The organism is Variovorax sp. W1I1, assembly GCF_030815625.1.
In the GTDB taxonomy this organism is placed as follows: domain Bacteria; phylum Pseudomonadota; class Gammaproteobacteria; order Burkholderiales; family Burkholderiaceae_C; genus Variovorax; species Variovorax paradoxus_C.
In genome coordinates this window covers 1,775,130-1,792,528 of sequence record NZ_JAUSWZ010000001.1, presented here as the reverse complement: position 1 = coordinate 1,792,528, position 17,399 = coordinate 1,775,130, and the positions used below count along the sequence as shown (strand labels likewise).

13 protein-coding genes and 1 riboswitch are annotated in these 17,399 nt (G+C 67.6%); of the genes, 3 read left to right on the top strand and 10 right to left on the bottom strand.

Features of this window, described 5'->3' with window-relative positions; all coding sequences use genetic code 11:
* Window positions 1-116: 116 nt before the first annotated feature.
* The 7 genes from QFZ83_RS08470 to QFZ83_RS08440 all read right to left on the bottom strand — a co-directional run bounded on the left by QFZ83_RS08470 (window position 117) and on the right by QFZ83_RS08440 (window position 11,440).
* Window positions 117-1,193 (bottom strand): ATP-binding protein, encoded by a 1,077-nt coding sequence (locus tag QFZ83_RS08470; RefSeq protein ID WP_307504934.1) that lies wholly within the window; start codon window positions 1,191-1,193, stop codon window positions 117-119.
* Complete coding sequence (gene cobN / locus QFZ83_RS08465) at window positions 1,190-5,002, bottom strand: cobaltochelatase subunit CobN (protein ID WP_307504931.1); 3,813 nt, start codon at window positions 5,000-5,002, stop codon at window positions 1,190-1,192. Before cobN ends, QFZ83_RS08470 begins: the two co-directional genes overlap by 4 nt.
* 4 nt (window positions 5,003-5,006) lie before the next feature.
* The gene (gene cobW, locus QFZ83_RS08460) at window positions 5,007-6,071 is read right to left on the bottom strand and encodes a cobalamin biosynthesis protein CobW (protein WP_307504928.1); all 1,065 of its coding nucleotides are present in this window, start codon (window positions 6,069-6,071) and stop codon (window positions 5,007-5,009) included.
* 106 nt (window positions 6,072-6,177) lie between these two features.
* Window positions 6,178-6,855, bottom strand: coding sequence for an energy-coupling factor ABC transporter permease (locus tag QFZ83_RS08455; protein WP_307504925.1), 678 nt, complete (start codon window positions 6,853-6,855; stop codon window positions 6,178-6,180).
* A gap of 72 nt (window positions 6,856-6,927) precedes the next feature.
* The gene (locus tag QFZ83_RS08450) at window positions 6,928-8,490 is read right to left on the bottom strand and encodes a PepSY domain-containing protein (protein ID WP_307504922.1); all 1,563 of its coding nucleotides are present in this window, start codon (window positions 8,488-8,490) and stop codon (window positions 6,928-6,930) included.
* A gap of 14 nt (window positions 8,491-8,504) precedes the next feature.
* Window positions 8,505-10,718: a TonB-dependent siderophore receptor gene (locus QFZ83_RS08445; protein ID WP_307504919.1), complete on the bottom strand. Its 2,214-nt coding sequence runs from the start codon at window positions 10,716-10,718 to the stop codon at window positions 8,505-8,507.
* Window positions 10,719-10,846: 128 nt separating this feature from the next.
* Window positions 10,847-11,126, bottom strand: a riboswitch (cobalamin riboswitch).
* A gap of 83 nt (window positions 11,127-11,209) precedes the next feature.
* Window positions 11,210-11,440 (bottom strand): hypothetical protein, encoded by a 231-nt coding sequence (locus QFZ83_RS08440; protein ID WP_307504916.1) that lies wholly within the window; start codon window positions 11,438-11,440, stop codon window positions 11,210-11,212.
* Between the two features lie 148 nt (window positions 11,441-11,588).
* Between QFZ83_RS08440 and QFZ83_RS08435 the strand changes: the two genes are divergently transcribed.
* Window positions 11,589-11,993 (top strand): hypothetical protein, encoded by a 405-nt coding sequence (locus tag QFZ83_RS08435; protein WP_307504914.1) that lies wholly within the window; start codon window positions 11,589-11,591, stop codon window positions 11,991-11,993.
* Between the two features lie 22 nt (window positions 11,994-12,015).
* Here the strand turns inward: QFZ83_RS08435 and ybaL are convergent, their stop codons facing one another.
* The 3 genes from ybaL to phbB all read right to left on the bottom strand — a co-directional run bounded on the left by ybaL (window position 12,016) and on the right by phbB (window position 16,041).
* Window positions 12,016-13,725: a YbaL family putative K(+) efflux transporter gene (gene ybaL / locus QFZ83_RS08430; RefSeq protein WP_307512660.1), complete on the bottom strand. Its 1,710-nt coding sequence runs from the start codon at window positions 13,723-13,725 to the stop codon at window positions 12,016-12,018.
* A 108-nt stretch (window positions 13,726-13,833) separates the two neighbouring features.
* On the bottom strand, window positions 13,834-15,177 hold the full coding sequence (locus tag QFZ83_RS08425; RefSeq protein ID WP_013542259.1) for a dicarboxylate/amino acid:cation symporter: 1,344 nt from the start codon (window positions 15,175-15,177) through the stop codon (window positions 13,834-13,836).
* Window positions 15,178-15,303: 126 nt separating this feature from the next.
* Window positions 15,304-16,041, bottom strand: a complete 738-nt coding sequence (gene phbB / locus QFZ83_RS08420; protein ID WP_013542260.1) for an acetoacetyl-CoA reductase — start codon at window positions 16,039-16,041, stop codon at window positions 15,304-15,306.
* 194 nt (window positions 16,042-16,235) lie between these two features.
* Between phbB and QFZ83_RS08415 the strand changes: the two genes are divergently transcribed.
* Both QFZ83_RS08415 and QFZ83_RS08410 read left to right on the top strand, forming a co-directional pair.
* Entirely contained in the window at window positions 16,236-16,886 is a 651-nt protein-coding gene (locus QFZ83_RS08415; protein ID WP_307504911.1) for a DJ-1/PfpI family protein, read from the top strand.
* The gene (locus QFZ83_RS08410) at window positions 16,883-17,398 is read left to right on the top strand and encodes a CinA family protein (protein ID WP_307504908.1); all 516 of its coding nucleotides are present in this window, start codon (window positions 16,883-16,885) and stop codon (window positions 17,396-17,398) included. Before QFZ83_RS08415 ends, QFZ83_RS08410 begins: the two co-directional genes overlap by 4 nt.
* The last annotated feature ends 1 nt before the right edge of the window (window position 17,399 follow it).

Below are 17,399 nucleotides of genomic sequence, written 5' to 3'. Positions count from 1 at the left end.
CGTGCGCGGCCAGTCGAGCGCGGCCCCCGGCGATGCGGCGCCGTGCCATGCGTCCCGTTGCCTGCCCTGCCTCCAGTCGCCCTGGCGTGCGCCAGCGGGTGCGGCGTCCCGGAGGCTCAGGCTTTTTTTGGGGCGGCCTGCTGCGCGGTTTGCGAAGGGATCAGCGGGCGCAGCGGCTTGACGCGTTCGATGCCGACGGGCTCGGGCGGCATGGCGCCCCAGTCCTGGTCGGCTGCGTTGTTCTGGCCGGTGCCGCTCGAGTTCGGCGCGCGCTGGGTGTTTGGGGTCACAGGAGCCGATGCCGATGCCGCGCCTTCGGCTTCCGGCTTGCGTCGATGCAGCAGCACAGCTTCGGCTACACGCTGCACGTGATCGGCGGTGATGGCCCCCGCGCCCTCCCAGGCCGCGAGCGCGCGCGCCGAGCGCAGCATCACCAGATCGGCGCGCAGGCCGTCGACCTGCGACGCGATGCACAGCGCGCCGACGGCTTCGTGCACGTCGTCGCCGTAGGGCAGCGCGGAGGCATCCGCGACGATGGCGCGCGCCTTGACGAGCGCGGCCGCAAGCGCGGCTTCCGCCTCCGCATGCTTCGCGCGAAAGCCCTGCGGATCGACATCGAACGCGAGCCGCGCGCGCACGATCGCCTGCCGCTCGGCCGCGTCCTCGATGTTGCGAAGCTGCACGCAAAGGCCGAAGCGGTCGAGCAACTGCGGGCGCAGCGTGCCCTCCTCCGGATTCATCGTGCCGACCAGCACGAAGCGCGCCGCATGCCGGTGCGAAATGCCGTCGCGCTCGACCACGTTGACGCCGCTGGCCGCCGCATCGAGCAGCGAATCGATCAGCGCATCGGGCAGCAGGTTGATTTCGTCCACATACAGCACGCCGCCGTTCGCGCGTGCCAGCAGGCCGGGCGCGAACTTCAGCTCGTGGCCCGCAAGTGCCTGCCCCAGGTCGAGCGTGCCCACGAGGCTTTCGAGGCTCGCGCCCAGCGGCAGCGTGACGAAAGGCGCGCCCGGCAGCAACTCGGCCAGCGCACGCGCCGCCGTGGTCTTGGCGGTGCCGCGCGGGCCTTCGATCAACACGCCGCCAAGGCCGGGATCGATCGCGGCCAGCAGCAGCGCCTGCCGCAGGTGCGGTTGGCCCGCAATTGCGGAAAAGGGAAAAGGCACCGGCATCGGGGCGGCAGTGGTCATCGGAGGGTTCCTTCCATCTGCTGCTCGTGGTCGAGCAGCAGGTTTTCGAGTTGGGTCTGGTAGTCGCCGGGCGACTGCCAGAGGCCGCGCTGCATGGCTTCGAGCAAACGACTCAGCATGTCGTGCAGCGCGCGCGGATTGTGTTGGTTCACGAAGTCGCGGGTGTCGGCGTCGAGCACGTAGGCGTCGGCCACCATCGCGTACTGGTGGTCGCCGACCACGCGCGCGGTGGCGTCGAAGCCGAAGAGGTAATCGACCGTCGCCGCCATCTCGAAGGCGCCCTTGTAGCCGTGGCGCTTGACACCATCGATCCACTTCGGGTTGACCACGCGCGCGCGGATCACACGGCTTATTTCTTCCTTCAACGTGCGCACGCGCGGCGCCTGCGGGTTGCCGTGGTCGCCGTGGTACATCGCGGGCTGCTGGCCGCTCAGGTGGCGCACGGCGGCGGCCATGCCGCCCTGGAACTGGTAGTAGTCATTGGAGTCGAGCAGGTCGTGCTCGCGGCTGTCCTGGTTCTGCAGGACGACGTTCATGGTGCGCAGGCGCCGCACGAGCGCATCGGTTGCGGGCACGCCGTCGCTGCCCTGCCCGTACGCGTGCGCGCTACCGCCGACGTAGGCGTTGGAGAGGTCGTTGTCGGTCTGCCAGTCGCCGTGGTCGAAGAGCGGCTGCAGGCCGGAGCCGTAGCTGCCGGGCGCGGAGCCGAACACGCGCCAGCCGGCTTGGGTGCGCGCGTCTTCGGCGGTCGAACCTTCTGCTTCGAGCGCGGCCGCTTCCCGCAGGATGCGTGCACGGATCGGGTTGCGCTCAGCGTCCTCGTCTTCCTGCGATGCGATGGCCTGCACTGCGGCATCGAACATCTGCACGGCGTTGGGAAAGGCATCGCGAAAAAACCCAGAGATACGCAGCGTCACGTCGATGCGCGGACGCCCAAGGCCCACCGTAGGCAGCACCTCGAAATCGACCACGCGCTGGCTGCCCGGTGCCCACTTGGGCCGCACGCCGATCAGCGCGAAGGCCTGCGCGAGATCGTCGCCGCCGGTGCGCATGGTGGCCGTGCCCCAGACCGACAGGCCCAGCGCCACGGGGTAATCGCCGTGCTCCTGCAGATGGCGCTCGACCAGTTGCGCGGCGGACTCGAGGCCGAGCATCCAGGCAGTCGGCGTGGGGATGGCACGCGTATCGACCGCGTAGAAGTTGCGGCCGGTCGGCAGCACATCGGGGCGGCCGCGCGAGGGGGAACCGCTTGGGCCGGGGGGGACGAAACGGCCTTGCAACGCGCGCGAAAGCTGATGCAATTCGTGCGGGCCGCAGGCGTCGAGCGCGGGCGCGAGACTTCGTTCGATACGGCCCATCACGGCAGCGGTGTGCGGCATGTCGGACGGGCAGGCGTTCTCTTGCAGCAGGCGCTGTGCGAGAAGCTCCAGCCGCTCGCGCGTGTCGCCGTGATGCCGCCATGCGTCGGCGCTCACCGATTGCAGCAACTCAGGCCGCGTGCCCTGCCACGGCTTGGCCGCATCGATGTCGAGCGGGTCGAAGGCTTCGCCCGGCAGCAGGTCTTGCGCCAGCGCGCCCAACAGACCGGCATTCGCACCCGTGCCGTCCGCGGATGGATACCGTGCGAGCGCGAGCAGCGTGTCGCGCCGCAGCCGCGCCTGTGGCGAGGCGCCGAACACATGCAGTCCGTCGCGGATCTGCGTTTCCTTCAGCTCGCACAGGTACGCATCGACGCGCGCCAGCACCGCGTCGTCTTCCACGCCCGGAATGCCCAGTTCCTCGACTAGGTGCTGCGCCCGCACGGCCGCGAGGATCTGCGCGCGCAGCACCTTTGCGCGCCGCGCATCGACCAGCAGCGCGTCGTAGTACTCGTCCACCTGGCGCTCCAGATCCTGCAGCGGGCCGTGGTTCTCGGCGCGCGTGAGCGGCGGCATCAGGTGATCGACGATCACCGCCTGCGTGCGCCGCTTGGCCTGCGCGCCCTCGCCCGGGTCGTTGACGATGAACGGGTAGACGTTCGGCAGCGGCCCGAGGATCGCATCGGGCCAGCAGGTCTGCGATAGCGCGATGCTCTTGCCCGGCAGCCATTCGAGGTTGCCATGCTTGCCGACATGCACGACCGCGTCGATGGCGAACACATCGCGCAGCCAGAAATAGAAAGCGAGGTAGCTGTGCGGCGGCACGAGTTCGGCGTCGTGGTAGCTCGCGTAGTCCGCAGCGCCCAGCGTGCCGAGTGCGCGTGCGGGCTGGATGCCGACGAACACGCGGCCCAGACGAAGCCCGGCGATCATGAAGCGGTCTTGCCGCAGCATCGGGTCCTGCTCGGGCGTGCCCCAGCGCGCATCGATGGCTTCGGCCATGCCTTCGGGCAAGGCCGCGAGCCGCGCGCGGTAGTCGGCGAGCGCGTAGCTCTGCCAGGCGGGGCGTGCGGACCATTGGGCAGGGTCGTTCGCAATGCCTTCCTGCAGCTTCTGCATCAGCGCATCGCCATCGGTGGGGATGGCATCACCGAGCACATAGCCCTCGGCTTGCATCGCGCGCAGGATCGCGATCACCGAAGCCGGCGTGTCGAGCCCCACGCCACTGCCGATGCGACCTTCGCTGCCCGGGTAGTTCGCGAGGATCAGCGCGATGCGCTTGTCGGCCACCGGCAGGCTGCGAAGGCGACACCAGCGGCGCGCCAACTCGGCCACGAAGGCGATGCGGTCCGGCTCGGGCTGGTAGCTCACCACCTCGGTCTGCGTGAGTTCGCAGCGGTGCGAGAGGCCCTTGAAGCTCACGGCGCGCGTGATGATGCGGCCGTCCATTTCGGGCAGCGCGATCTGCATCGCGATGTCGCGCGGGCGCAGGCCCTGGCTGTCCGCCAGCCAGTCTTCGCGATTGCCGCCGCTCACGATCACTTGGAGCACCGGCGCATCGCCGCCCAGTGCGAGGGCTTCGCCTGCATCGTCCTGCGCGCCCTGCCCGAGCGCGGCGAAGGCGGTGGTGTTGAGCACGAGCTGCACATCGTGCTCGCTGCACAGGCCGCGAAATGCGGACAGGCACAGCGGGTCTTTCAGCGAATCGAGCGCGACCGGGAGCGGGTTCAATCCTTCGGCATGCAGCGCGGCAGCGAGCGCATCGAAAGCTGCCGTATTGCCCGACAGCAAGTGAGATCGATAGAACACCAGCGCCACCACCGGCGCATCCGCATGCCATCCGGCGCGCAGGTCGTCGATGCCGGCCACGGTGTGCGCCGCATCGATGCCGCGCGGCACATGCAGCGCGACTTGCGGCAGGCTGCGCGGCGGCAGCGGCGCCTCGCCGTGGCCGAGGCCATGGAAGGCCACCGCGCGCAGGAACTGCATCGCGTTGCCCGAACCGCCCGCGCGCATGTACTGCCAGAGCTGGCGACCGACCGCACGCGGCACCGTGCCGCGCGCGAGCAGGTCTTCGTCTTCCTGCAGATCGCCCGAGAACATCGCGAGCTGCTGGCCCTTGCGCTTGGCCAGCTTCTCCAGTTGCTGCAACCCGTAGGCCCAGGCCGATTCGGCACCCAGGTGATCGACCACCACCACGCGCGCATGCTGCAGCACCTCGTCGACGTACAGGTCGAGCGAAGCCGGCTGGCGCAGGTACATGAGGTTGGCCAGCCGCAGCGACGGGTAGCCGGGGTCGGTGGCAGCGAGCGCCGTGCGCGCGGCGGCGAGCAGCGCGAGCGTGGTGTCGGCGGAACTGAGCACCACGATATCGCCCGGCGTCTGGTCGAGCCGGGTGACGACGCTGTCGTCTTCGACGAAGCGTCCGGGCTGGGTGCTCAGCAAGTGCATGGGGTCAGGCTGGCACGGCAGCCACGCCTTCGAGCGCCTTGCGCAGCGCGCCTTCGTCCAGGTCTTCGCCGATGAACACGAGGCGCGTGCGCTGCGCTTCGTCGTCGCGCCAGCGGCGGTCGAAGTGGTGGTCGAAGCGGCGGCCCACGCCTTGCACCAACAGGCGCATCGGCTTGCCCGGAATCGCGACGAAGCCCTTCACGCGGTAGATGGTGTGCTGCTCTACCAGCGCGGCGAGCGCGGCCAGGAGAACGTCGCGGTCCACCGGCGGCAGGTCGATCACGAGCGAGTCGAACTCGTCGTGGTCGTGGTCTTCCTCGTGGTCGTGGTGGCTCTCGCGCAGGTGGATCGTGGTTTCGGCCGCCCGGCCCTGGCCCAGCAGCAGCGCGAGCGGCAGCTTGCCTTCGGTGGCGGCGACGATCTTCACCTCGGGCGGCAGCTCTTCGCGCACCAGCGCCTCGACCTGCGCGCGCGTGGCGTCGTCCATCAGGTCGGTCTTGTTGAGCACCACGAGGTCGGCGGCCGAGAGCTGGTCTTCGAAGAGTTCGTGCAGCGGCGATTCGTGATCGAGGTTGGGATCGGCGCGGCGCGCTTCGTCGACGGCTTCGGGGTTCGCGGCGAACTGGCCCGAGGCGGCCGCCGGGCCGTCGACCACGGTGACCACCGAATCGACGGTGAAGATGTTCGCGATGTCCGGCCACTGGAAGGCCTGCACCAACGGCTTGGGCAGCGCGAGGCCCGAGGTCTCGATGATCACCGCGTCGATGTCGCCGCGGCGCTCGGCCAGCTGCAGCATCACGGGCAGAAACTCTTCCTGCACGGTGCAGCAGACGCAGCCGTTGGCCAGCTCGTACAGCGCGCCTTCGCGCTCGTTGCCTTCATCGTCGCAGCCGATGCCGCAGCCGCGGAGGATTTCGCCATCGATGCCGAGCTCGCCGAACTCGTTGACGATCACCGCGATGCGGCGGCCTTCGGCGTTGCCGAGGATGTGGCGCAGCAGCGTGGTCTTGCCGCTGCCGAGGAAGCCCGTGACGATGGTGACGGGGATCTTGGCGTTGCTCTGTGTCATGGAATGGATGCGTTCAAGCGCCTGGGCGCGAAGATGGATGGCGGCACGCCGCAGCGCGCCGCGAGGGAACTGCCGGCGCGGACGCGTGGCGATGGAGAGATTCGAGTCAGACGCCGCCGTACAGGCGGCGCTCGACGAAGACCGTGCCCTGCAGCCGGCGCCAGCCCTTGGCGGCAGCCAGCACGCCCAGGTCGACCAGCGGTTCGACGAGCACGACGGTCATGTAGGCCGCGCCGAAGCTGGCGATCTGGCCCAGGTTCTCGAGGCCCGTGCCACGTCCGTAGAGCGCCCAGAAGCCGACCCAGACCACGATGCCGCCCTGGTAGGCCACCGACAGCTTGAAGGCCTGCTGGTAGCTCAGGTCCACGTAGGCCACGTTCTTGGGAATGATGCGCTGCGCCAGGGCCGCCGTCGCGAACAGGGGTACCAGCAAGGTGGTGACGTTCATGCCGAACTGCGGCAGGTCTTGCGGCTCGAAGAACAGGCTCTGGATCAGCAGCCCGCCCGCGAGGCCAATGGCTGCCGGCGCGAGCCCGAACACCAGCAGCAGCGTCGTGCCGAGGATCAGGTGCACCTCGGAGACGCCCACGGGGTGATGCGGCAGCACTTCGAAGAAGCAGAACACCAGCGCCACGGCAATGGCCGAGCGCAGCGCCAGGGCGGCGATGCCGTCCTTCAAGACGGTGTCGAAGGCGACCTTGCCCGTGTAGGCCAGCGCGGCGGCGGCTGTCGCGTAGCTGAGGAAAATCTTGGATCCGTCGACTAGACCTGGTTCGATGTGCATCGAGCACCTCCTGTAGTGCACCGCAGTGCGAAAGTTGATTGTTGGTGGATGGGGTGGATCACGCAAGCGCCGTCACGACCGCTGGAGCGCGCGCCGCGCCGCCGGCACCGCCGGCGCCTTGGGCTTGCGCCTCAGCCGCCGCCAGCCGATCACCACGCCGCTCGCCGAGGCGACGGCACCGATGATCGACAGAAGCCAGACGACGATGTCCCAGGCGGGGCGGTAGTGGATGAGCCATGGAAAGTCGAGGCTGTGCGCCGCGTTGAAGAGCCAGCGGTTCAGCCGGGTGTTGCGGTTGCTGCTGCCCGCGACCTGGCCGCTCGCCGGGTCGATGTAGACCCAGCTGTGCGCAGCATCGCCGAACGCGAGGCGCCATACCGGCACGACGCGGTCGCGGTGGTGGCCGTACCAGTGGAAATCTTCACGCGTCAGCAGGGTGGCCTCGGCGATGGAAGCGCCGGGGCGCAGGCGGGCGGCGGCGCGCACGATGTCGTCGCGGCCGATGGCGGCGGGCGTGCCGGTGACGGCATCGACCACACGCGTGCGCGCCTGTGCGTCGCGCAATTGCCAGAACGGCTTGCCGTCGAACCACAGCAGGAGCGCTTCGCGCGGGGCCTCGGCGCCCTCCTCCACGGGCTGCACCGCCATCGGCCACGGAACCGGCGATGCGCCCGCACCGGTGTAGCGCGCCATCGCGGCGGCATCGACCGGGTTGCGCTCGAACCAGCCGTTCGGGTTCATCGACAGCCAGCCGCTCACGATCCAGGTCAGCACGAAGAAGCCGCCGATCAGCCCGGCGATGTGGTGCCAGGCCATCCAGCCGGTGTAGGGCGTGACGGCACCGTTGCGAAAACGCCGGCGCAGGCGAACGCGCAGGATGCCAATCACGATGCCCGTGACCGCCGAGACGATGCAGGCGGCCGACAGCCACACCACCACGTCGTGCCACAGCGGCGGATCGGCGCGAATCGGCGTGAAGTAGATCCAGTGCGGCACCGAGCCGAGCCAGTTCCAGAAGCGCTCGGAGCGCGTGGTGTCGCGTACCACCTCGCCGGTGCGCGAGGACACATAGAGCTCGGTGCCGGCGACGTCGCCGAGTTCGATGCGGTGCAGCGGGCGCAGCGGGTTCAGGCCCTGCGGCACGGTCCACTGGTCGCGGTCCAGTGTCTCGGCCCAATGTGCGCCGCTCTGGCGCGAGAAGCCGCGCGCAATGGCCTCGGCGCGGGCGGCATCGACCGGCCCCAGCAGTTGGCCGTCGCGGGCCGAGACGGCGAAGCGCTCGCCGCGCGCATCGACGATGCGCCACACCGGGCCGGCATCGGGCGCGTCCTGCCGCATCTCCAGCGCGATGCGCCGTGGCGGCTGTGTGCGTGCTGCGGCCGGCAAGGCATCGAGCGCCGCCGAAGGCGCGACGACCGCCTGCTCGAACTTCAGCGGCGCCAGGCCCGCGAGCCGCTCCGGCTCGGTGAGCGAGGGATAGCCCACGTACATCATCACCACGCCGGTGACGAACCACATCACGAACAGCAGGCAGCCGCCGATGCCCAGCCACCGGTGGGTCCAGTAGAGCCAGTGGCGAACCCGCGGCCAGGCGCGGCGCCAGACGCCTTGGTGATGCGGCTTCGTGGGGGACATGGGCGCCTGGGTACTCAGAACTTCACCAGCGCCGAGACTTCGACCGAGCGCGGCCGGCCCAGCAGCCACTGGTTGCCGCTGTTCGAGAACGACAGCGGGTACGTGCGATTGGCCAGGTTGTAGGCGCGGAACGCGAGCTTGAGTGACGGGTTGGCCTGCCAGCTCACGCCCGCATCGACCACGGTGTAGGAGCCGATCTTGCGCGAGTTGGCCGCATCGACCTGGCGCGAGCCGACGTAGCGCACACCGAAATCGGCCTCCCACTGGGGCAGGAAGCGCCAATTGAGGTCGAGGTTCGCGGCCTCTTCGGGCACGCCGAACGGCGTGTTGCCGGCGCGCGAGATCACGCGGCCGCCGACGACCTCGTTGAAGTCGTCGTAGCGCGCACGGAGCTTGGCGATGTTGGCTTCGAGCCTGAGCGTGGAGGTCAGCGCCAGATCGAGCGTGGCCTCGATGCCTTCGGACGACTGCTTGCCGACCTGCTGGTTGACGGCGGGGTCGCTCGCGGAACGCGAGAGCAGCTTGTCCTTCTCGAGGCGGTAGGCCGCGATGGACCAGGCGCCGCGGCCTTCGGCCAGTTGGCGCTTGTAGCCGATCTCGACCTGCTTGCCGGTGCTCAACTCGAACGGAGCCTGCGTGGCCGATGTGCTGATCACCGAGGTCAACGGATCGGCCGCGCGCGCCACCTGGGCGTAGAACGACTGCGAGGCATCGGGCGCATACACCACGCCGAGGCGGCCAGTGGCGTACTCAAAGGTCTTCTGGAGGTTGTTGGCGGCGTTCTGCAGGTCGGTGCGCACGACCTTCGCGCGGTCCCAGCGCAGGCTACCGACCACCGACCACTGTTCGTTGAAGGCCAGCTTGTCTTCGGCGAAGAAGGCGTAGGTGCTGGTCTTGGTCTTGTAGCGCGGCGTATAGGCCACGGGCGAGGCGTAGTAGCCGGGGTTGAAGACGAACGGGTCGACCACCGAGCGGCCGCCGTACGGCGAATCGTTGGTGTGCTGGAAGTCGATGCGGTTCGCATCGAAACCCACCAGCACCTGGTTCTTCAGGCCGAACAGCGAGTGCTTGAAGGTGGCGTCGGTGCGGTTGCCGATCTGCTCCTGGTCATGGCCGATTTCCAGGTAGTCGCCGCGCGTCACGCGGCGCGTGGTGGCGTTGTAGGTATAGGTCTCGCTGTTGCGCCAGTGGCGCTTGCTGTCCAGGTGGTAGAGCTGGTTGCGCACGGTGACGGCCTCGCTGGGTGTCCATTGGGCATCGAAGCGGGTCCAGCGGTCGCGATACTTGATCTCGGCGTCGTCGGGGTTGTAGTTCTGCTCGCGGGTGAGGCTGCTCACGCGGCCGTTGATGAGCGGCACGCCGTAGTAGCGCTGTGGCGACTGGCGGCCCTCGTCGTGCGAGAGCGTGAATTGCAGCTGCGGCGACACATCGAGCCGCACCGCGCCGCCCACGGCCAGGCTCTCGGCATCGCCGCGCACCATGAAGCCGTCGGTCTTGCGGTGGCTGATGTCGAAGCGATAGGAAAGCATGTCGTTGATCGCCCCGCCGCTGCCGAAGGCGACCTGACGCGTCGCGTCGGAGCCCGCCGTGACGAGCGCCTCGTTCTGGATCGGGCCGCGCGTGGGCTTCTTGGGCACGACGTTGATCGCGCCGCCGATGGCGCCTTCACCGAACATCACCGACGCCGCGCCGCGCAGTACCTCGATGCGATCGACCGACCAGGTATCGAACGGAAAGGTGACGGTGCCGGCACCCGCATAGAGGCGCGTGCCGTCGAAAAGCTGCATCGCCGAGCCGTGGCCGGTGAAGCCGCGGGCCGCCAGGGCCGTGCCGCCGTTGCCGGGGCCGGGCGAGCCGGTGATGCCGGTGGCGCGGGTCACCGCTTCGACCACCGAAACATCGCCGCGTGCGCGGATGGTGTCGCCCGTCAGCACCTCGATGCTCGCGGGCGTTTCCAGCGGCGTGAGGCCGAGGCGGCTGCCGGTCTGGGTCGGCTCGTCCATCGCGAGCGGCGTGTGCCGGCTGGCGTCTACCTGCACGGGTGTGAGGCTGTTGTTGTTGCCGCTGTTTGTCGCTCCGGCCGGCTGGCCCAGCGCGCTGCCTGCGCCGAAGGCCAGTCCCACGCCCAAAGAAAGACGTGAAAGGCGTGCCCATTGCAATTGCGCCGATTGCGGCAGCTGCGGCAACGGCGCAACCGTGCGACCGCGCGCCGGCGATGCTTGACCCATGTGACTTCTCCTGCGACCTGCGTCCCCGCAGGCTCCCGACCGAATGAGGACGTCGAGGGAGGCGGCTGAGGGCGGGCCGGTTCGCGCAGAGGGCGAAACGGCATGCCCGGACCCGCACTCCCGCAGCGTCCGAAAGCGGTTGCGAAGGCCGGTATCCGGGCTTGCGGAGCGCGCCGATGGCACTGTGCGTGCGCATCGAAGCCGAAACCCTCGCCTTCCCACGCAAAAGCGCAGTGGCTGCCGATGCTCGAAAGAAGAGAGACATCGACGCGAGGTTTTCCAGATCCGCTGACCGTTGCGGGGGCAGCGCAGGAATGGATGCGTCCGTGAAGACGCAGCGCACCTGCTTCCCGTTTAACCCCCAAGCCACGGAATGGCATGCGGGGCACCTTCGAACCGTGCGAGTTTGCTAATAAAAGATTACAAAACTCGACGGCCGGAATTATAGGGAGCGCCCCGGGCGAGGCCGGCGCCCCGTGGTCCCTGGAGGCTCAGGCGGTTTTTCCTTCCGAGCCGAAGAGCCGCCGCATCACCGCGACACCGGCGACCAGCGCGTTCGAATAGCTGGCGTAGGGATCGTGCGCCGCCTCCAGCGGCACGTAGACATGGCGCCGGTCGTTTTCAGCCGCATCGCCGTCGGCCGCTTCCTCCATGAGCACCCAATAGAACTCGCCCGCTTCCAGTTCGTGGACGGTGAGCGCGATGTTTCGTGATGGGGACATGGAAAGACGGTTCATGCAGCGGGTTTTCTGTCAATGAATGGGCGAAGAGCGCGGTTGACAGCTTCCGGGCTTCTCCTACAGAGCTCGCCAGTGGCGCGAACTAGTGTTGTCTGCAGAGACCTTCCTCACGAAAGAACCCGGAGGCAACATGAAGCACTTCATTCTGGAGTCCAACATGCGCGCCACCATCGGCGGCGCGTTCTATCCGAGCGGCTATTCGATGGTGATGTTCCCGAGCGCCGACGACGCCGACCGCATCGGCCATCGGTTGATCGAAAACGGCGTGAGCGGCGACGAGGTCTACTTGATCGACGCCGAAACGGTGCTGCGAGAAATCTCGCCGACCGTCAGCGACTCGGACAACCCGCTGCCCTCCGCCGGCACCGATGCGGCCACCGTGCGCGCTTACACCAAGCTGGCGCGCGAAGGCCACACGGGCCTCCTTGTGAAGACAAAGGACGAAGCGGCAGCGAATCAGATGATGGAACTGGTGCGTACCGTGCCCTATTCCATCGCGCAGCGCTACCGCACGCTGGTCATCGAAGATCTCTGAAACGGCGCCCGCCCTTCGGACTTCAAGCCGGCATGGTCATCGACGCCGCGCGCTGCACGACGTCGCGCGCCATGGCCTGGGCGAGTTCCTGCTCGCCGAGGAAGACCGTGACGGCCGTTTCCTGCTTGAGCAGCGCGGCCTCCTGCTCGTTGTGGCTGCGGATCACGGTCTGGATCGCCGGGTTGAGCGTGCGCGCGGTCTCGATCATCTGGCGCACGTTCAGGGTGTCGGGCGTGGCCACCACCAGCACGCGGGCGCGCGCGATGTGCGCCTGGATAAGCACGGCCGGGTCCGCCGCATCGCCCCACACGGCGGCGATGCCGCCCTCGCGCAGCTTCTCGACCAGCTCGCGGTTCTGCTCGGCCACCACGTAGGGAATGTCGTTCGCCTCGAGTTCGGCCGCGATGCGGCGCCCGACGCGGCCATAGCCGACCAGCACCACCTGCTTGGAGAGGTACTTCGCTTCGGTGGTCATCGGCAGTTCCGCCAGTGGGTCGCTGCGCGATTCGAGCTTGCGTGCGAATGAGGAGTGGGCATGGAGCCACTTCTGCATCGGCGCGATGAGGCTGAACCACAGCGGGTTGGTCGCAATGGAAATGAGCGCGCCCGCGAGCACCAGGCTCTGCCCCTCGACCGGCAGCAGGCCGAGCGACACGCCCAGCCCCGCCAGGATGAAAGAGAACTCGCCGATCTGCGCCAGGCTCGCGCTCACCGTGAGCGCCGTGGCCAGCGGGTAGCGGAACACCAGCACCAGCGCGCAGGCCGCGAGCGACTTGCCCAGCACGATCACCAGGACCACCGCGAGCACCTGCAGAGGGCGGTCGATGAGCACCGAGGGGTCGAACAACATGCCCACCGACACGAAGAACAGCACCGCGAAGGCATCGCGCAACGGCAGCGATTCCTGCGCGGCACGGTGGCTGAACTGCGACTCGCGCATGACCATGCCGGCAAAGAAGGCACCGAGCGCGAACGACACGCCGAAGAGCGCCGCCGAGGCGAAGGCGATGCTCACGGCGGCGGCCACCACGCACAGCGTGAAGAGCTCGCGGGAACCGGTACGCGTGACCTGCCAGAGGATCCACGGGAACACGCGCCGGCCCACCACGAGCATCAGCGCGACGAAGCCGCCGACCTGCAAGAGCGTGAGGCCGAGGGTCTGCCAGAGCGGGTCCGCGGGGCCGCCGCCGTTGTCGGGGGTGCCGCCGAGCGCGCCTGCCAGCGGCGGCATGAGCACCAGCACGAGCACCATGGCGAGGTCTTCGACGACGAGCCAGCCGATGGCGATGCGGCCGGTGAATGAATCCAGGATGCCCAGGCTCTCGAGCGCGCGCAGCAGCACGACCGTGCTGGCCACCGAGAGCGCGAGGCCGAACACGAGTGCGGCGCCGGGGCTCCAGCCCCACCACATCGCAAGGCCACCGCCCAGCAGCGTGGCGACAGCGATCTGCGCCAGTGCGCCGGGCAGCGCGATCTTGCGCACGGCCAGGAGGTCGTCGAGGGAAAAGTGAAGGCCGACGCCGAACATCAGCAACATGACGCCGATTTCGGCGAGCTGCGCGGCGATGCTTGCGTCGGCCACGAAGCCGGGAGTGAAGGGGCCGATGATCACGCCCGCGAGGAGGTACCCCACGAGGGCCGGCAGCCGCAGCTTGGCTGCCAGGAAACCGAACACCAGCGCGAGGCCGAGGCCGGCGGCAATGGTGTTGATGAGGGAAACGCTGTGCGGCATCGCTGCATTTTGCAGGAACGAGGGGTGGCCCTTCATGTCAATGCCCTCTGACCGGCCTTCGGTCTTGCTCCCTCTCCCGTTTGCGGGAGAGGGAGCAAGACAAGAGCCTCAGCCGGCCATCTTGCTGTCGCGGGCGCCTTCCAGCACTTCGGGCTCTTGCGATTCGACCCAGCTCTCGTTGTTCAGGCCCGCCTGCAGGCGATTCATGTCGAGCTCGTTGGTCCACTTGGCCACCACGATGGTCGCCACGCCGTTGCCGATCAGGTTGGTCAGCGCGCGGGCTTCCGACATGAAGCGGTCGATGCCCAGGATGAGCGCGAGCCCCGCCACCGGCACGTGGCCCACGGCCGAGAGCGTCGCAGCCAGCACGATGAAGCCGCTGCCGGTGACGCCCGCCGCGCCCTTCGAGGTGAGCAGCAGCACCGCGAGCAGCGTGATCTCCTGCACCAGCGTCATCGGCGTGTTGGTCGCCTGCGCGATGAACACCGCGGCCATCGTGAGGTAGATCGACGTGCCGTCCAGGTTGAACGAGTAGCCGGTCGGGATCACGAGGCCCACGCAGGTCTTGTTCGCGCCCAGGTTCTCCATCTTTTCCATCATGCGCGGCAGCACCGATTCGCTGGAGGACGTGCCCAGCACGATCAGGAGTTCTTCCTTGATGTACTTGATGAACTTCCAGATGCTGAAACCGTGGAATCGCGCAATGAGCCCGAGCACCACGAAGATGAACAGGAGGCAGGTGAGATAGAACGTGCCCATCAGCTTGCCCAGCGAGAAGAGGCTCCCCACGCCGTACTTGCCGATCGTAAAAGCCATGGCGCCGAACGCACCGATGGGTGCGAGCTTCATGATGTAGCCGACGATCACGAAGAGCACGTGCGAGCCTTTCTCGATCACGTCGAACACCAGCGTGCCGCGGCCGCCGAAGCGGTGCAGGGCAAAGCCGAACAGCACCGCGATCAGGAGCACCTGCAGGATCTCGCCCTTGGCGAAGGCATCGACGATGGTGCTGGGAATGATGTTGAGCAGAAAGTCGACCGTGCCGGTCATCTTGCCCGGGCCGGTGTAGGCGGCGATGGCCTTGGTGTCGAGCGTGGCCGCATCGATGTTCATGCCGGCGCCGGGCTTGAGCACGTTGACCAGCACGAGGCCGACCACCAGCGCGATGGAGCTCACGACCTCGAAGTACAGGAGTGCGAGGCCGCCGGTCTTGCCGACCTTCTTCATGTCTTCCATGCCGGCGATTCCGACCACCACGGTGCAGAAGATGATCGGCGCGATGATCATCTTGATGAGCTTGATGAAGCCGTCGCCCAGCGGTTTCATGCTCTCCCCGATTGCCGGGTAGAAATAACCCAGAAGCACGCCGATGATCACCGCGGTGATCACCTGCACATAGAGGGAGCGGTAGAGCGGGAGCTTCTTGGCGGATGTGTTTGTTGTGTGTTCCATGACTTGCCTCCGGAAGGGTTGAGAACTGTAGGCTCGTATCGGGTGTTTTCCATTCGTAAAAGCCACATCGCAGGAACAAAAAAACCCGCCGAAGCGGGTTCTTTCATCAGGTTGCGGTCAGCATGCTCAATGCATGTGGAGGCCGCCGTTGACCGAGAAGTCGGCCCCGGTGGAGTAGCCGCCTTCGTCCGTGGCCAGCCACGAAATGATCGAGGCGATTTCGCTTGGCTCACCCAGGCGCTTGACCGGGATGGTGGCCACGATCTTGTCGAGCACTTCCTGGCGGATGGCCTTGACCATGTCGGTGCCGATGTAGCCCGGGCTCACGGTGTTGACCGTCACGCCCTTGTTGGCCAGCTCCTGCGCCAGCGCCATCGTGAAGCCGTGCATGCCGGCCTTGGCGGCCGAATAGTTGGTCTGGCCCGCCTGGCCCTTGGCGCCGTTGACCGAGCTGATGTTGATGATGCGGCCCCAGCCCTTTTCCACCATGTCGCCCACCACCTGCTTGGTGACGTTGAACATGCTGTTGAGGTTGGTCTCGATCACCGCGCTCCAGTCCTCGGGGGTCATCTTGAGGAACATGCGGTCGCGCGTGATGCCGGCGTTGTTGACCAGCACGTCGATGGGGCCATGCGCCGCCTTGGCGGCGGAAAAAGCCTCGACGGTGGATTGCCAGTCGCCGACATTGCCGACCGAGGCGTGGAACTCGAAGCCTTCGGCTTTCTGTTCGGCGAGCCACTTGGCATGGTCGCGTGTGGGGCCGCAACCGGCGACCACGGTGAATCCGTCTCTGTGCAGACGTTGGCAGATGGCTGTTCCGATGCCACCCATGCCCCCGGTGACATATGCAACTTTCTTGCTCATGAAATTTCCTTGATGTTTGCTTGGCAAAAGCCTGAACGGCCGCCTTCACTCTAGCCATTTTCACGCCACCGACCTCTGAGGAAAACACTGAGCCAAGCTTGCAACCAGCTGTCACGGAGCGCTGCAAAGGTGCAACCTATATGCTCAGCTCTGTACGCTCTTGCTCACGCATCGACCTCAAGGAGTTCGAAAGTATGAATTTCGGGATCATCGTATTCCCCGACGTCGAGGAACTCGATTTCGTCGGCCCCTGGGAAATGCTCACGATGTGGAGCAAGCTCGCCGCGGGACCTGAGAACTGCCTGATCGTCGCGGAGAAAACCGGGCCGGTGGTCTGCGCCAAGGGCCTTTCGATCAATCCGCACGTGTCGTTCGCCGACTGCCCGCCCCTCGACTACCTGCTCGTGCCCGGCGGCATGGGCACGCGGCGCGAGGTCGACAACCCCGCGATGGTGCAGTTCCTGGCCAAGCAGGCACCGGGGTGCAAGGCGCTGCTGTCGGTATGCACCGGCGCCTTCGTCTTGCATGCGGCGGGCCTGCTCGCAGGCAAGACAGCCACCACGCACTGGGGTTCGCTCGATCGCCTGCGGGCGCTGGGCGACGTGAAGGTGGTCGAACAGCGCTTCGTGCAGGACGGCGACACCTGGACTTCGGCCGGTGTCTCGGCCGGCACCGACCTGATGCTCGCGTTCATCGCGCACACAGCCGGCGAGGAAGCCGCCGCCAAGGTGCAGCTGCAGGCCGAGTACTACCCGGCGGACACGGTCTACGGCAATACGGCGAGCCACGAGCGTGCGCCGGCGTATGTGCGGCAGCCGGGCGGCAAGCTGCGGAAGACGCCGTGAGCGCTGCGCCTTCTTCAGGACTTGAGCCGCTCGCCGTGCTCGCCGCCCGCATCGGTACGACGCTGCGCGAACGGCGACAGACAGTAGCGGTCGCCGAGTCGTCGGCGGGCGGCCTCGTCTCGGCCGCTCTGCTCGCGATTCCGGGCGCATCGGCTTTCTTCCTCGGCGGCGCGGTCGTCTACTCGCGGCGCGCCGGAAAAGCACTGCTGGGCCTGACGCGTGAAGACATCGGCGACATGCGCGGGGAAACCGAGCCCTACGCCCGCTTCATCGCCGCCCGCATTCGCGAGAGCCATCACGCGACCTGGGGCATTTGCGAGAGCGGCGCCGCCGGGCCGTCGGGCAGCCCTTATGGCGATGCGCCGGGGCATGTGTGCGTGGCTGTCGCGGGCGCAGTCACCGTGAGCCGGACCATCGAGAACGGGACCACCGATCGCCCCGCGAACATGGCGCTGTTCGCGCGGCAGTTGCTGGCGCTGTTCGATGAAGTCCTGCGAGACAAGGGCAGCTAGC

Excerpts from the sequence above, each read along its gene's own strand:
- phbB (WP_013542260.1), bottom strand. The coding sequence starts at position 16,041 with ATGAGCAAGAAAGTTGCATATGTCACCGGGGGCATGGGTGGCATCGGA.
- QFZ83_RS08415 (WP_307504911.1), top strand. The coding sequence starts at position 16,236 with ATGAATTTCGGGATCATCGTATTCCCCGACGTCGAGGAACTCGATTTC.
- QFZ83_RS08425 (WP_013542259.1), bottom strand. The coding sequence starts at position 15,177 with ATGGAACACACAACAAACACATCCGCCAAGAAGCTCCCGCTCTACCGC.
- cobW (WP_307504928.1), bottom strand. The coding sequence starts at position 6,071 with ATGACACAGAGCAACGCCAAGATCCCCGTCACCATCGTCACGGGCTTC.
- QFZ83_RS08435 (WP_307504914.1), top strand. The coding sequence starts at position 11,589 with ATGAAGCACTTCATTCTGGAGTCCAACATGCGCGCCACCATCGGCGGC.
- QFZ83_RS08440 (WP_307504916.1), bottom strand. The coding sequence starts at position 11,440 with ATGTCCCCATCACGAAACATCGCGCTCACCGTCCACGAACTGGAAGCG.
- cobN (WP_307504931.1), bottom strand. The coding sequence starts at position 5,002 with ATGCACTTGCTGAGCACCCAGCCCGGACGCTTCGTCGAAGACGACAGC.
- QFZ83_RS08455 (WP_307504925.1), bottom strand. The coding sequence starts at position 6,855 with ATGCACATCGAACCAGGTCTAGTCGACGGATCCAAGATTTTCCTCAGC.
- QFZ83_RS08470 (WP_307504934.1), bottom strand. The coding sequence starts at position 1,193 with ATGACCACTGCCGCCCCGATGCCGGTGCCTTTTCCCTTTTCCGCAATT.
- QFZ83_RS08445 (WP_307504919.1), bottom strand. The coding sequence starts at position 10,718 with ATGGGTCAAGCATCGCCGGCGCGCGGTCGCACGGTTGCGCCGTTGCCG.
- ybaL (WP_307512660.1), bottom strand. The coding sequence starts at position 13,725 with ATGCCGCACAGCGTTTCCCTCATCAACACCATTGCCGCCGGCCTCGGC.
- QFZ83_RS08450 (WP_307504922.1), bottom strand. The coding sequence starts at position 8,490 with ATGTCCCCCACGAAGCCGCATCACCAAGGCGTCTGGCGCCGCGCCTGG.